This is a genomic window from Legionella tunisiensis (genome assembly GCF_000308315.1).
Lineage (GTDB): Bacteria > Pseudomonadota > Gammaproteobacteria > Legionellales > Legionellaceae > Tatlockia > Tatlockia tunisiensis.
In genome coordinates, this window is sequence record NZ_CALJ01000298.1 from 1 (window position 1) to 14205 (window position 14205).

The window sequence follows — 14205 nt, forward strand, 5'->3', positions numbered from 1 at the left end:
AATAAATTTGAGCAAGGCTTAATCAGTGAGCGCGTCTATAAACTTATAATTGCTGGTACAAAAGAATATCAAAGATAATTCCGATCCCTTCTGAATTTCAGGTAAACTCTGAAAAAATAGCAGAATGACCATGAAATTCTAAACAGAGATGACCAAGATGAATGAAAATACTAATTTATTGTTTCTTGAGGATATTCAAATAGGTCAAACTTTTATCAGTCATACCTACACAGTCAATGAAGAGCAAATTAAATTATTTGCCCATGAATTTGATCCCCAACCATTTCATTTGGATGAAAACGCCGCTAAGAAAACAATGTTTCAAGGATTAATAGCAAGCGGTTGGCATACTGCAGCCATCACTATGCGCCTTTTAGTTAAAGGAATAGGGCATCGTTTTGCGGGGGGAGTTATTGGGTTAGGAGGAGAGATCAATTGGCCTAATCCTACACGTCCGATGGATACACTCTATGTGAGCTCAGAGGTAATAGAGATTAATTCTTCTCGCTCCCAACCTGAACGAGGCATAGTTAAAATTCGTAATCACACTATTAATCAAGCCAACCAAATTGTTCAAATTTTTATTGCCAACATTTTGGTAAATAAGAAAAACTGATAATCGCATAGAACTGAGCGCAGAATGTATATATCGTGTGTTTGATATTAGAGCGATTGACATGACTATGATGGTTTGATGTTCGAGCATCACAGCAGAGCATACAGGCATTATGCGAGCAGCGAATCGCAGAAAACCCAACCATAAGTGCCAAGATAGTAGAAATGTACAGCCCCTTGAAAAATAAAAGGAACAAGCCATTGTTGTACTTGTTCCTTTTTCCATCTCTTTCAGTACTCAATAATTACTCAGGAGCCGAACCACCAGGTGAAGACTCTCCGCCATCAGAACCATGTTTACCACCTGTAGCTTTGGCTTCTGGTGATGGCTGACTTTTACCTTGAAGTTTAGAAAGTCCTTTCTGAGCATAACCACCCAATTGTTGATCCATCTGTTGAGAACCTTTACTAGTCGCTGTGCCACCCTCACCCACTTGTTTTTTGGCTTCCTCACCCCATTGGGCAGCTTCCTGGCCAATACTCTCGGGTTGACCACCAATCCAACGTAGGACTTTATCAGGTAGATACGTAATCAAAGTAAATGCTTTCTGCACCACAATAAGATACATCGTAGTATAGATAAGGACAGAGAAGAAGAAACCGTAAATACCCGCCCAACCACTATAACCGGTACCCATTGAGCCCATATTACTTGCTTGTTGATAAGCAGATTGAGCATCACTAGTGTACGAATAATTCCAGTTTACACCGCCAGACCCAGAAGTAGCCCCCTGGATAAAGACTAGCGCATTAGCGAAACCCGCATTAATTATCCATACGGAAACATAGGACAATGAAATCGCAGCAATATAACCAATAATCATCATCGCTGGCCGCAAGAATACGTTTAACAGGATCATTATAGCTTGTTCACCTTTACCAAAGGCTTCATGCCCTTCAGGGTGAGTCACACCTAACGCAACAATAGGTGCTGCTACCATGGCTTCAATGACCACCATTAGCCAGGCAATTGATCCGAAAGTGAAGATGATATACGGCAACATGGGAATGTAATAGGCCGTAATGAATCCAATACTCACCATGACCCCTAACCAGGAAATAATGAGAGGCAGTGCCAGCATGATTAAGGCTACGATAAATATACCAAACCAAGGAATCATAATGGTAGCGACTGACATACCAATCAACATTATCCATAACTCATTCGCATAGTTAATGTAGGCAACACCCATATTAGCTAAAGCAATAACAGGATTCACGGTTGGCTGTTGGATGATCGCCACACCTTCTCTAAAGATATTCGCCATTCCATACAAAGGTGCTGCAAGAAAAGTCATTACTACAGTATTGACAACTTGCGCCATCATATTGAGGAAGAAGTTAAAAAGATTCCTTATAATTATATTATAGAAAATATTACCCATCAGTTCTCCTAAACAGAAACTGAAGAACATGATTTTAACTTTTCCGCAAGGAAAGTCTTCCTCCTTCAGAGTCATCTTACCGACATCAATATTTATATTGAAATTCATTGCGAATTGAGGAGGTGTCATACCTGGCTGACCGGGCAAATTGACTAGTATCGAATTGGTAATAAATCCGTTTACGGTGGAAGAACCTGGTCCAGATATAGCTACTAAACCTTGTTTATTAGGGTTGACAGTCGGAGGAGAGTGTATTATTTCATTAGAGGGTAGGAAGGTAGACCCATTAATCAAACCAATAACAGCCTGTATCGCAGAAGAATCTTTATTCAGCCACTCGCATAAACTGGCATAAGTACCCGAACAACCCCCACTGACAAAAGGAGATACTGGCAAATTTTCATCAAAAGTACTCTTCTCTAAACCCGAACCAGAATCAGTCAGATCCGAATTGGTTGCGCTTGGATTCGATGCACTATTGGCGCTCGTATTACCCTGATTTAATTTGGCCAAATCAAAGAAATAACTTCCAGCCAAAATCCATCCGTATTGATTTGCCTGCTGAATAAAGGCCCGAGCAGCATTTGCTGTGTCTTTATACTTAGCCTGCTCAACTAAATTGAGTGTTGGCAGCATAATACCATTGTAATCAGCAACTGCTCCCTGAAATTCAGTACCGTTAAACAACGGCGCTGATGTGTTGTTACTAAGCGTTTTATCTTGTCCCCAACTTACGCAGGATGGCTGGGCTGTGGGCGACGTAGGACCAGGACAAGCGACTCCACTCGACAAATAAGCAACACCATATTGTTGTGTAGCAACAGGCGAAGCAGGGGTTTCGGTGCTCGTACTACCTGCCGCTGGTGGATTAAGCAGAGAATAAGGATCATTATTTACCATCACTTGAGCAACAGCGGATAAATCAATATACATCTGTTGAATTGCTACGGCTCTTGATAGCTGAGCTGTTTCCAACTCACTATCCGTAATCGACGTAATCGTTGATTGTATACCATCAGCCCCAGTATAAGCGGTCCAATTAATGGTGCCGCAAATACCATTGAGGAATTGATAAGGCCCACTAGCGAAATTAGGCATTGGCAGAGCAAATGGTGATGTATTATCCTGCTGGTAAGTTGTGGCGTTCACTGTACTTAAAAAATCAGGCACCGCAGTATTACAAAAGGTCTGCACAGTATCTGATGGCGAACCCGCACAAAGACCAGCATTTTTTGTTTACTATTTAGTAAGTTTGTGCGCGTGTTTTCTAACACAGTTTGAATACCCAACATACATACTTGGCCATTAAGGATAGCCGCCGCACCTTGAGCAATCGCATCAGAATCGCTCCCCAAAGATACACCTGGGGACATTTGAGCCTGGATAATCACCCCGCCACGATTCAAATAACTTAATGCAGCAGCCCATATCTTGTCCGCAGCACCAACGCCCTGGACCACAATCCACATAACAAAGATCTGCATCAAACAGTAACCAGATGCTTTGGGGATTAATAAAGCAAGACCAAGCGTTGAACGAAGTGGTATCCAGATGGAAGACCATTTTTGACCAAGCATTTGCCCTTCATGAGCGGTATTCATAGTGGATACTAAAAGGGTATACATAATGACTACGCCACCAATACCTAGAACAGCAGCGTTGAATACCCCAAACATGGCACCCATAATTTGGCTGCCAGTACCATGCAAAACGCCATCCACAATCCCAAAAATATTTCCTAAAAATATCACAGAAATATCGCTGGGGGGCGGCGCAAAACTTAAGCTAGAACCACCGGTAGGATTACTACTAGTAGCAAATGTCAGAAAGGGAGCTAACCAACCCAGTAACACAAAGAGCAGTTTATTCATCTTTTCTCACCCATCAAGCCTTGCCTGTACCACTCACTGATTGAGCAGCCCAACTTTCGCTCTTTGATTTGGAAATACCAAAAGTGATAGCGAAATGCTAAAACTAAAGCAATCATCATGATTACCAGACTGACTATTACAGCTCTATAGCTGCCATAGAAGAGATGATAAACGGCGTAAGCAAAAATAAATAGCGCTGCGCCGCACATCAGAATACTCAAACGGTGTAGTGCCGATTGTTTGGCAATTAAATCCTTTTCACTTAAATTTAAGCGGGCTGCTGCATTTTCAAATGATTCGCCTTTGACATTTTGCTGAGGTACAAACATACGCTTAAAACCATTTGCCAAATACATAGTAAATGACTTTAAACGATCGAAGTCCAACCACGAACGAACATTGAAAATGCGTTTAATAATGATTACAACTCTTGATTTCGATTCTTTTTTCATAAAATTTACTTTTTGAGCAATAGACTTTTATTCTTCATACTATACTATAGTAGTTATAGTATATGCCGTCTACCAATCAATTACACCGTAAAAAAGAGTAAAAAATGCCCGATCTTAGTCACGAAGCCTCTTCGCAGTATTGGAATGATTACGTGGACCCGATGATTTATCGAGTTATCACCTTCATGGAGAGCGTTGAAGACTGGACTCTTGATGGTAATCCTGTATTAGAGGAAGTCATTTCTCGCTTGGGTAAGGAGTTAGATGATATCGAAAAAATAGACATGGGAATGCTAGGTCAGGAAGATGTCTTTATTCGCTTGGTAGGCAATATAAAATCTGGCCGAGGCCTTCGCCTGTTGCAAGCCATTGATACAGTTCATCCTGGCAGTGCTTCACGAATATTAATTCACGCAGAAGAAACTAGTACCGGTAGTCATGATCCAGCTGGATTTTTTCTCAAAAGGAATATAGTGTTTTGAACGATTACGATTATTAGCTCGCGTTTTTCTGAGTATCGCTTAAAACTTGTAGCTCGCGCTCTTGAAGGGGAAGAATGATGAAATTATTTAGTCGAGTTTTACCGGGTCTTTTACTTGCTGCAACTACGTCTACTTATGCTTCTAGTAACGATGACTCCATGAGTGACATCGCAACCTATTTACTTAATTTAGGGCAATATCTTGGCTATAACGTCAGTGTCAGCCCCTCGGATCCCAATAATAATCCACCCGTTACCGTTAGCCAGACGTTGTTGAATGAACCAGGCCTACAAGCATCTTATATCGCTTTGTACGATACTGTTTTGGCTGCAATTCCAGTGAATACCGCTAGCCAAAATCCGGTGCTGTTGGTAATGAATAACATAGCAGGTGCATCAACAATCAATAGTTTTGCAAATCTTATTTATGCTTCTTATAACTCCGTTGACTCATCCACACTTCCTTCTGCGTCCAGACTTATCGATCAGCAGACCTATCAAAACGATCCGGTAAGCCAGGCTGTACTCAATATTTTAGGAACGCCTGATTATAGTTATTGTTTGAAAAATGATAATGTGACTGTGATCAACCCCTGTAACTATCCCTCTACTGTCTTTAACCAAAATCAGGTGATGGCAAACGTATTGGGGGGAACTCCCGGAGCCATTGGCGATAGTAGTGGGATACCTGATCCAGAAACCTTTTTCTCTTACGACTACAATCAACCTTTTCTATCTCAGCTCAATGCAAATAGTCTGATGGGGCCACTGGTGTATTCCACAACTAACAGTGATAGTGCGTCTACCTCATCAAGTGGAGGTAATACTCAGAGTCAAGGTCTAACAGCCGCCAATCAGGTTCAACAAGCAGCCAACTTTATTCGTTATGCAACAGGTGCTGTTGCCCCTGCATCCCTCCCCAACTACAGTCAATATAGTACACTCTTTTCACAAGCTCAGGTTGCTCAAAGCACGTCTACTCCTACTCTAGAACAACTGCAAGCACAGGCCACGCTATCTTCCTATTTGATGAATTTGCGTATCTATGCTGCACAAACGTCAGTAGGTATTAGCAACCTCTATTATATTCTTGGCAAAAGAATACAACAAACTCCCCCGGCCGCCACGAGTGGTGCTAGTAGTACCCCAACCAGTCAGGCGCTCAATGAATTTAACATGGCAACTTGGCGTCTTTATAATCCTGATCAAAGCGTTAATACCATGTGGATAGCTCAGATTAACAACGCATCTGCCGCTACAGTACAAAAAGAAATGGCTACATTATTAGCTGAAATCAATTATCAATTATATCTGACTCGCGTACAACAAGAGCGCATTCTGCTTACTAACACTATGTTGCTGATTCAAAATGCTCGTGCAGCCCAACCTTCATCATCACTCAGCACCTCAGGTTCATCCACATCGGCAACAGACCAATAAGTCTATTCCCGGGTAGTGATCTGAATCACTACCCACCTCTTTTTCCTCATAGTTTTAATTTTTTCTGAATTTTCACCACGAATATAGATTTTTATTAGGAGCGAAAAACAGAGTCTTCATTTATTTTTTAGTGCAGAATAGCTTCAATATTTGTTTAAAAAAACAAACCAATATCCATAAAAAACACTTTGTTCCTGATCTTAATTTAGCTCAAAGACAAAGTGAACCTAACCTAAAAACTTTCTACCTATTTGTATTTTTTAATAGCATTTGCATGCGTACAGTAGAGTAGGTTATCTTGTATTGTTTTTAAGTTAATAAACTGCTTTATCGATAATCTTTTCGCTCAATAAATTATTACATAAAAATAAATATATACAGTTTGAATGTACTGAATCAACTAAGGAAAACGCATGTTAAAACGTGATATCTCACGCACGAATGTTTTGATTGCCGCCGCAGGAGGCATGGTTGGTTCTGGCTGGTTATTTAGTCCGTTTATCAGCGCTCAAATGGCAGGAAGCAATGCTCTAATCAGCTGGATTATTGCAGCCATTTTTATGTTATTTATTGCCCTGCCTCTCTGTGAGTTGGGTGCTATGTTTCCTATTTCCGGTGGAATGACCAATTATCCCAGCTTTACTCATGGGAATGATGTGGGTTTCTTATTCGCCTGGACTTCTTGGCTGGCTTATGTCGTAATGACACCTATCGAAATTCAAGCCATTCTACAATATTCAAGCCATTTTTTCCCAGTCTGGTCGTAAGAGACGCCATGACGTTTACTCTCTCTGGTGTAGGCTATCTATTTGCAACAGGCATTATGCTTTTTGTCATCTTGCTCAATTCCTATGGCATTCGAATATTGGCAGAATGCAACAAAGTTGCCAGTATTATCAAATTTTTTGTGCCTAGTCTTGCCATTGCCTCACTTCTATATACTGCACCGTCAATGAGTAATATCAATATTCATCTGACCGATAAAAATGCTTGGATACAAATATTTACGGCGCTTTCCGCAGGCGGAGTAGCGTTTGCTTTTACCGGATTTCAGAATGGTCTAATGTTAGCTGGTGAAGTGCAAAATCCACAACGCAATATTCCTATTGCTATTTTAGGCGCTGTTTTAATTGGCTTTGTATTGTACTTTATGTTGCAACTCAGTTTCCTGGCAGCCATTCCATCCTCCTATGTAGCGCATGGTTGGCAAAGTCTAAGTTTTCCAGGTGATAGTGGTCCTCTAGTAGGCCTGACCTTATTGGTAGGTTTAGGTGGTATTGCCATGCTGCTAATGTTTGATGCTGCCTTTTCACCTTTTGGTACTACTCTTGTGTATACAGCAGCTACTTCCCGCATTTTATATGGCATGTCTTTAAATAATCATTTGCCCAAAATATTTACCAAAGTTAATCGACATAAAATCCCTTATATTACTCTCTACGCTAATTTTTTAGTCGGACTTTTCTCTTTTCTACCCTTTCCTGGCTGGCAGAAAATGGTCGCATTCCTGTCGTCATGCAGTATTTTATCTTACGGCATAGGACCTATCTGTTTATTAGCCATGCGAAAACTTCAACCCAATCGCGACAGACCCTTTAAGCTATCTGCAAGTCTGTTTTTTTGCCATGCTGCCTTTTATGCATGTAATTTAATGCTCTATTGGTGTGGGTTTGACATTCTTTGGAAACTCGATTTAGCGCTCTTGATTGGTTTTGCTATCAACCTCATTTACCAAAAACGCCGGTTCACTGATTGTAGCCCTAGCTTATATTGGTTTATCTTCTACATGAGTGCTATGTTGTTTCTGTCATATTTAGGCGCTTTTGGGGGGTATACAATTCCTTCAATTTCCATTAGATATGGTTATCATTCTGCCGCTGAGCATTATAGTGCTTCATTTTTCACAACACGTACTCGTTGACTCTAAAGCTCACGAAGAATTGACTGCACATATACTGCTTGCCGAAGTAATAGAACAACCTGCTTCAGTGTTAGTAAGGCAGTAAACCTCTATTACGGCTGTAACTTTGATCTTGTTTTATCAAAGTTACAGCAATCAACGTTTTCATCTCGACTAATTTTTAGAAAAAGGCGCTTTACACTGTTGTAACCAATATCTTGCAATATCAATACGGCGGGCTATCCAAATATCGGGGAATTGTTTGAGATAACTTAAAAATTGCTTTAACGCTAAACAACGACCAGGATGTCCGCTAAAGCGCGGATGTAAACCTACCGTCATCATAGTCGTTCTATTTTCTTGATATAAAAAATCCAACGTATTTTTTAAATATTTAAAAAATCATCAGCCTGACTAAAACCAGGTGAAGTACTAAACCGAAAATCGTTACAATCTAGTGTATATGGAATAATTAAATGATGTTGATTAGTATAAAAATAGGGCAAGTCATCAGCGTAACTATCTGAATCATAGAGAAAACCACCTATTTCCAATAATAAATCACGCGTATGTTCACTACGCCGTCCAGTATACCAGCCTTGAGGTCGCTGCCCCGTTAATTTTTCTATAGTATTAATACAAAGAAGAATATGTTCTTTTTCTTCTTGAGGAGATAATTGTGCATAATCTATCCAGCGCCACCCATGCCCAGCCGCTTCATGCGCTGATTTTTGTAAATACTGACTTAGTTCTGCATTGTAAGTTAACGCTAAACCGGTTATGAAAAACGTGAGTGGAATTTGCTCTTGCTCAAATAAGCGTATTAGACGCCATAAACCTGCGCGGCTACCATATTCAAATAAAGACTCCATACTCAGACTACGCATTCCTTCCGGTTTAGCTGCTAAGGGAAATTCTCCCCCATAAATCTCAGAAAAGGCATCGCCATTGACTGGTGTTAATTCCGCTCCTTCTTCATAATTAATCACAAAATTGAGAGCTACTTTGGCTTGATTTGGCCATTGAATATTAGGAGGCTTGTTTCCGTATCCCACCATGTCTCGTAACATTGTTTATCCTAACTCAAAGGAAGTAATTCCATAAATATGTTCCATTGGTAAGGAAGGTTGCTCCCTTAGATACATACGTGCGGTTTCAAAAACCTTTTCCAATTGGTAACGCTGGACTAAGGCTTTAGCATGTGGATTATTTTCAGGAATATCCAAATAAATAGGCTTACCCTGAGCATAACTTGCCAGAGCAATAAATAGTTCGTCTGCTATCGCCGCATTATCAGCAAACAAAGGACCAATTTTATATCCTTGCCGACAGGTTCTTATAACACCATAACCAGAAAGTTTACTATCTTTAAGATAACCAATGCCAAGACTATCTGGTTGATTAATCCAACATCGCAAAAAAGCAGCACGCTCAGCCGGGAAATGTTGGCGATCATAGGTAAGCAACAAATTAAAATCTATTTCCTTTAAGAGAACCAAAGCATTATTGGTTTTAACAATTGGATTAAATCCAGAATGACTATAACGGGCATTATTATGAGCAAATTTATATCCTAATCGCGCATATTTATCGAGCATATTAGTCACGCCATCAAGACCAACGTTCCGTTGTCCTGCATAAGCCAAACGCTCTTTCGTGAGTGCCAAACCATAGCCATGTTCACGATAAATTTTATCAACAATATAGAAACCACAAAAAGCAAATTGCTTATCATAGATTACCGCCGAACCTACGGCGATGATCGTGCCGTCTAACTTCCCAGCAAAAAACCATGGGGATCTGTTTGATAAAAACACTCTGCATCATGTAGTCCTGGATTCCATCCTTCATTGGCCGCCCAGGCAATGGCGATATTAACCTCGTCTTTGTTCATCCGCTCAACAAGGTAATTCTTCTTCATGATTAATCTCCTTAACATGATTGAAGAATGAAACCATTGAAAATGTTATCTTGTGCTTCTAAGCTTAGCAAAACTTATTTACAACTATTAATTTTCCACCACTTATTTTAGCCCGCAATAGGTAGTTCCCTATTGCGAGACAATCTTCAATCTCATTCAACTGTTCATTCCTCAGCAGCCTTTGAAGCCGCTTTATCAGATTTGACTTGTGGCGAACAAGCCGCTGCAATGCTATTAATTTCATCCGCGTATTGTTTATCAGTCATATTATCAGCTTCTTTAATAAGCCCCATCAATTTCGATTTGGCGCATTCACAATAAGCTTGAGTTGCCTTCTTGCCATTCTCGCTTAATTTAGGATAAACAAGGTTCCAGCGATCAAGACAATATTCGGAAATATCATCTTCTGTAACCTCGCTTAATCCTATCTCTTCCTCTAAAGAATCCATCGTATCGTGCAATAAGGTTTGTGACATGCAAAGCTGAATTGCCTTGTTCACAGCTTCATCGGAATCCAAAGGCTGGGTTGCAGCACATTCACAATATTTTTCACCAAAATCTTTATAGTCCACTTTATCTTTTGCTTCACTTACTCGGTTCATCCAAGTATTAACACAGGTTGTTTGAAAAGATTCCGCGTTTTGACTTTCGCTCTCCGCAGCACAAACAATCATAGGAGAAAAACTAACAATCACAGCAGTTGCAATTGATTTTAAAGAGAAATTCATAGTGCACCACTCCATTGAATTGATAAGATGCTTTCAAACTCAGCATAGCTTAAGCATAACAACTTAGCGAGTTGATATGAAGATAAAGCATCTTAGCGTCACATAAAATATTGCGAGAGTTCATCTACTTACAATTCAGTCGATCAAATAAAGATCAAATTAATCAAGTAACAGTCTACACTAAAAATGGATAGCTTTATTTGAGTTTCATATGATTAAGAGCAGTGATGTCAACGCATCAGCAACTATAGTATCTAGTTTAAAAGACCCTATTCTGCTGCACATGGTAGATCAAAATGGTTATGGTGACGTTTCCCTCGCCATCAAGGTGGCAAAATTTCTCTTTAAAAAATATCCGCAAGCAATTATTTGGATTAGCGCTAAAATGGAATCTTTTGAAAAAATACAGGAAATTGATCCTGAATTTTTGGATAGTACCATTCATCCCCGTCTGGGGACTGTTGTATCTGGAACAGCCGATTTTTTACTTTGGTCGATGAAACCAATATTTCATTGGAAATTGAGACCGCAATTTTTTAATAACTCGTTAAGAAAAGCTAAAACACCCACAAATTTTTATTGGTGAATACGGCTCTTATTTAACCTCCCCTTATGAGCTAAATAATCCTGACGTTATTGATATGAGTGGTAATCTAGGTAAAGGATACCCGGGAATACTAATTGAACCAAATTTAAAAAATTTTCGCAATTAAGCCCAACTGAAAAAATGCAAGCGAGGACAAAGATATTAGAAGGTAACGCTCTCGATAAAGATGACCAACTATTAAAGAAACAACTCTTGCAAAATACGGATCCTACCAAATTTGTAGCCCAAAACGGCTGTGCATTTGCTTATTATAATTGGCCAGTCTCCTATAAAAGAGCAGCAATGGCTTTTGCCGCAAGCAATGATAAAGAACATGCTAATTTTTTGTCAGTTCAAATAATAAACATAAGAAAGCTGAATCAATTCTTACTATGTTAAAAGATAAGGATTTTTTATTAGCACTAAAGAACTTAGGCTATACAAAAATTAGCTTTTATAATGAGAGGGGGGAAGAAGATAGTATTGTATTAGACAACAATAAACCTAATGAAAGAGAATTCAGAGTGTTTCAACGAAACAGGTTTCACCATGACTTGATGCTTGATCTCATGCGTTTATCTGATGTTTGCGGAGTGGCAGGCGATCAATCATTGACGGAAGCAGTTTCACTCGGAGCCATACCAATACCAGAAGAATGGCATTGCCAAATTACTATAATCGGACAAATGGCAAAAGAATATTACAATCACACCGTGATGGCAGCTTTTCACAATTGCTTATGGCAAGCAAGGCGAGAAACGGATATCGACGAATGGCTAAAAGCGGGGAAAATTTTAAAAGCACATCGCTCAGAAGCCAATGTCGTCATTAGGAAAATTCAAGAAGAAGCAAATCTCTATAATGCCCTAGACTATGGGCTAAATAGATTATTCGACAAACCACAACAAGAAAAATCGATCATTATAATCAATTATTCATTAAAGAATTAGAAGGGTATACATCGACCTTAAAAAAGACAAGAAAGCTGCTTTTTTCCTCGCGACTGAGATTGCCAAATATCATTGTCAAACCAAGCCTACTGAACCTTTAACAATGAATAAAATATTACTGATCCTAGATACCCACATTGGCAAAAGAATTGCTCATATTGATAGTATTCGGCATCACATTATAACGGCAAATGATACGCATTTGATAAGAGAGCAGCAAAGCCATAGTTTTATAAAACGAAATATCTCTCATCAACCATCTGGCAATAGCGCCTTAGCAGTGAGGTTACAAAACCTCTATCAAGAGCATTTTAGTTCAGAAACTGAACCCTGGTTGACAGCGAAACAAACTAATACCTCTTCTCTTCCCACTGATATGCCCTGAGAAATAAGCACTCTAGGCATTATATAGCATTCTTATTTGTTCTTTTAATGCACCAAAGGCAGACTCAATATTAATATAATTCTTTTTAGCTAAATAAAATGATAACGATCCGTCATCAGTCGCATTAGTTGATTGTAATGCAACATTAAATTGCAGTTTCTTTAGACGCCTATATTCTTCTGATTTGGTAACAAAATAGAAATTTCTATAATTACTCTTAACTCGATAATTAAGCGCTTTAACATCCTTTGCCAAAGACTGTTTAGGAAAATATTCTTTTATCGAATAAGCTCGATTATTATGAACTGCAACAACCTTCTCGTTTTTAGGTAGCAGTTTTTTAATTTTACTGGCAAATTTTCTAACTTCGGCATGCGCTGCCGGGGAATAAGCGCCATATTGTTTTAGTGTTTTTTAATCCCTCTATCTGTAAAAATACGATTTGGATCAAATTCATAACGCACACGACGTAAGTGAAAAACGATATTACGCGTTCCTGAATGCCGCAGCGTTATTAAAGTACCGCCCTTCTTTTTAATAAAGGTTTTAGCCGCTTCCAATGCCGTTTTCTCATTCTCATGCAAATGAATAAATGTTTTCCCGCTCCCATTCTGTTTTATAATTTTTACCTTAGTATTACCCAGTGTGACTGGATAAATTGCGGCATAGGCCAAGCTATGTACTATGAGATAAAAAGATCAAATATTTCATATCAAATATCAGAAACACAAAGTTGCGCAAATTTTACCCTTTATCTGAGCTAAATTCATCCTTTTTATCTTTAGCACTAGGAACAAAAACGGTAATCTAGAAATTATCAGGATATCTTAATCTAAAAGCAGCTATGCTTATTAATAGAAGGAAGAAATAAAACTAATTTAGCCAGGAGTATACTATGGCTACTTCAAGAGCAAAAAAATTAGTGCCATTATTGATAGTGAACAAGAATTAGAAATTATCATTACGGAATTGAGTGAAAAAGCCATAGGACGCCAGGACATTAGTGCTCAAGGAAGTCCGGGTGAGCTAGCTGAGCAGTATGGTACTCCTTTTCCAGATCCCAATAGCCTGCAACATAGCACTGATCCTCCTAAAAAAGAGCCTTTCATGATGGATGACTTTGGTTGGGTTCTCGGTTTTTCTCTTGGTATCCCGATTTTTATTTTTGCTGCCATAGGTATTTTTCTCTTAGGAGATTTCCGCTCTCCGAAAGACAATTTATTTTATGGGGGTATCGGAGTTATTGTAGGAGCTATTATTGGATCAATCCTTGCGGGATTTCTTAAGCTTTATCGCAATATGATAATAAAACAAGAAAGAAAGGCGGTTTTGTTTTATGGGTTAATACGACTTCGCAAGAGCAACTGAGTCAAGTAATCTATATTTTAGAAAAACATCATGCCAAGCAAATTACCTTAGACTAAGAGAGCGACTCGCCACAAAAAAGTAGTTTGAGCGCTTATGCCCTGATTTTTTGAGCAGCGAAGTACA

13 protein-coding genes and 4 pseudogenes are annotated in these 14205 nt (G+C 39.2%); 9 read left to right on the forward strand and 8 right to left on the reverse strand.

All coding sequences use genetic code 11. The features are described 5' to 3' along the window. Window positions 1–157: 157 nt before the first annotated feature. A complete protein-coding gene (locus BN58_RS17940; protein ID WP_019218015.1) occupies window positions 158–616 on the forward strand; it encodes a MaoC family dehydratase in 459 nt (152 codons plus the stop codon). Between the two features lie 244 nt (window positions 617–860). Here BN58_RS17940 and dotA read toward each other — a convergent pair whose 3' ends face one another. From dotA to icmV, 3 genes are read right to left on the reverse strand one after another with little or no spacing between them, the layout of a single operon-like run. Further along, window positions 861–3194 carry a type IVB secretion system protein DotA gene (gene dotA / locus BN58_RS26880; protein WP_232220759.1) on the reverse strand — a complete coding sequence of 778 codons (2334 nt, stop codon included), beginning with the start codon at window positions 3192–3194 and terminating at the stop codon, window positions 861–863. After that, window positions 3155–3871, reverse strand: coding sequence for a DotA/TraY family protein (locus BN58_RS35190; RefSeq protein ID WP_051131952.1), 717 nt, complete (start codon window positions 3869–3871; stop codon window positions 3155–3157). The genes dotA and BN58_RS35190 overlap by 40 nt, the downstream gene beginning before the upstream one ends. Continuing rightward, window positions 3868–4323 (reverse strand): type IVB secretion system protein IcmV, encoded by a 456-nt coding sequence (gene icmV / locus BN58_RS17950; RefSeq protein ID WP_019218016.1) that lies wholly within the window; start codon window positions 4321–4323, stop codon window positions 3868–3870. The genes BN58_RS35190 and icmV overlap by 4 nt, the downstream gene beginning before the upstream one ends. A 104-nt stretch (window positions 4324–4427) precedes the next feature. On the opposite strand from icmV, the pseudogene icmW reads away from it, so the two are divergent. From icmW to BN58_RS26895, 3 genes and pseudogenes are all read left to right on the forward strand, one after another. Further along, window positions 4428–4883: pseudogene (icmW, locus tag BN58_RS26885) on the forward strand (type IVB secretion system protein IcmW). Continuing rightward, entirely contained in the window at window positions 4880–6244 is a 1365-nt protein-coding gene (gene icmX, locus BN58_RS26890) for a type IVB secretion system protein IcmX (protein ID WP_156812624.1), read from the forward strand. The pseudogene icmW and the gene icmX overlap by 4 nt, the downstream one beginning before the upstream one ends. A 413-nt stretch (window positions 6245–6657) precedes the next feature. Then, window positions 6658–8250: pseudogene (locus BN58_RS26895) on the forward strand (APC family permease). A gap of 68 nt (window positions 8251–8318) precedes the next feature. Here BN58_RS26895 and BN58_RS26900 read toward each other — a convergent pair. From BN58_RS26900 to BN58_RS17980, 3 genes and pseudogenes are all read right to left on the reverse strand, one after another. Next, window positions 8319–9214, reverse strand: a pseudogene (locus BN58_RS26900) (polysaccharide deacetylase family protein). A gap of 3 nt (window positions 9215–9217) precedes the next feature. Continuing rightward, window positions 9218–10065 (reverse strand): annotated as a pseudogene (locus BN58_RS26905) (GNAT family N-acetyltransferase). A 164-nt stretch (window positions 10066–10229) separates the two neighbouring features. Further along, window positions 10230–10793, reverse strand: a complete 564-nt coding sequence (locus BN58_RS17980) for a hypothetical protein (RefSeq protein WP_019218020.1) — start codon at window positions 10791–10793, stop codon at window positions 10230–10232. Between the two features lie 211 nt (window positions 10794–11004). Between BN58_RS17980 and BN58_RS29130 the strand changes: the two genes are divergently transcribed. The 4 genes from BN58_RS29130 to BN58_RS29145 all read left to right on the forward strand — a co-directional run bounded on the left by BN58_RS29130 (window position 11005) and on the right by BN58_RS29145 (window position 12714). After that, entirely contained in the window at window positions 11005–11379 is a 375-nt protein-coding gene (locus BN58_RS29130) for a hypothetical protein (protein WP_019218021.1), read from the forward strand. A 141-nt stretch (window positions 11380–11520) separates the two neighbouring features. Beyond that, window positions 11521–11778 (forward strand): hypothetical protein, encoded by a 258-nt coding sequence (locus BN58_RS29135; RefSeq protein ID WP_019218022.1) that lies wholly within the window; start codon window positions 11521–11523, stop codon window positions 11776–11778. Beyond that, window positions 11772–12329, forward strand: a complete 558-nt coding sequence (locus BN58_RS29140) for a hypothetical protein (RefSeq protein ID WP_019218023.1) — start codon at window positions 11772–11774, stop codon at window positions 12327–12329. Before BN58_RS29135 ends, BN58_RS29140 begins: the two co-directional genes overlap by 7 nt. A 103-nt stretch (window positions 12330–12432) precedes the next feature. Further along, a complete protein-coding gene (locus tag BN58_RS29145) occupies window positions 12433–12714 on the forward strand; it encodes a hypothetical protein (RefSeq protein ID WP_019218024.1) in 282 nt (93 codons plus the stop codon). A 12-nt stretch (window positions 12715–12726) separates the two neighbouring features. Here BN58_RS29145 and BN58_RS37215 read toward each other — a convergent pair whose 3' ends face one another. Together BN58_RS37215 and BN58_RS37220 are read right to left on the reverse strand one after the other, a co-directional pair. After that, the gene (locus tag BN58_RS37215; RefSeq protein ID WP_332248014.1) at window positions 12727–12969 is read right to left on the reverse strand and encodes a hypothetical protein; all 243 of its coding nucleotides are present in this window, start codon (window positions 12967–12969) and stop codon (window positions 12727–12729) included. Between the two features lie 149 nt (window positions 12970–13118). Next, a complete protein-coding gene (locus BN58_RS37220) occupies window positions 13119–13388 on the reverse strand; it encodes a hypothetical protein (protein ID WP_332248015.1) in 270 nt (89 codons plus the stop codon). A gap of 295 nt (window positions 13389–13683) precedes the next feature. On the opposite strand from BN58_RS37220, the gene BN58_RS18010 reads away from it, so the two are divergent. Further along, the gene (locus tag BN58_RS18010; protein WP_019218025.1) at window positions 13684–14082 is read left to right on the forward strand and encodes an AtpZ/AtpI family protein; all 399 of its coding nucleotides are present in this window, start codon (window positions 13684–13686) and stop codon (window positions 14080–14082) included. Window positions 14083–14205 lie beyond the last annotated feature (123 nt).

Coding starts and splice junctions, on each gene's coding strand:
- BN58_RS35190 (WP_051131952.1), bottom strand. CDS start 3,871: ATGAATAAACTGCTCTTTGTGTTACTGGGTTGGTTAGCTCCCTTTCTG.
- BN58_RS17980 (WP_019218020.1), bottom strand. CDS start 10,793: ATGAATTTCTCTTTAAAATCAATTGCAACTGCTGTGATTGTTAGTTTT.
- BN58_RS29140 (WP_019218023.1), top strand. CDS start 11,772: ATGTTAAAAGATAAGGATTTTTTATTAGCACTAAAGAACTTAGGCTAT.
- BN58_RS29145 (WP_019218024.1), top strand. CDS start 12,433: ATGAATAAAATATTACTGATCCTAGATACCCACATTGGCAAAAGAATT.
- icmX (WP_156812624.1), top strand. CDS start 4,880: ATGATGAAATTATTTAGTCGAGTTTTACCGGGTCTTTTACTTGCTGCA.
- icmV (WP_019218016.1), bottom strand. CDS start 4,323: ATGAAAAAAGAATCGAAATCAAGAGTTGTAATCATTATTAAACGCATT.
- BN58_RS29130 (WP_019218021.1), top strand. CDS start 11,005: ATGATTAAGAGCAGTGATGTCAACGCATCAGCAACTATAGTATCTAGT.
- BN58_RS29135 (WP_019218022.1), top strand. CDS start 11,521: ATGCAAGCGAGGACAAAGATATTAGAAGGTAACGCTCTCGATAAAGAT.
- BN58_RS17940 (WP_019218015.1), top strand. CDS start 158: ATGAATGAAAATACTAATTTATTGTTTCTTGAGGATATTCAAATAGGT.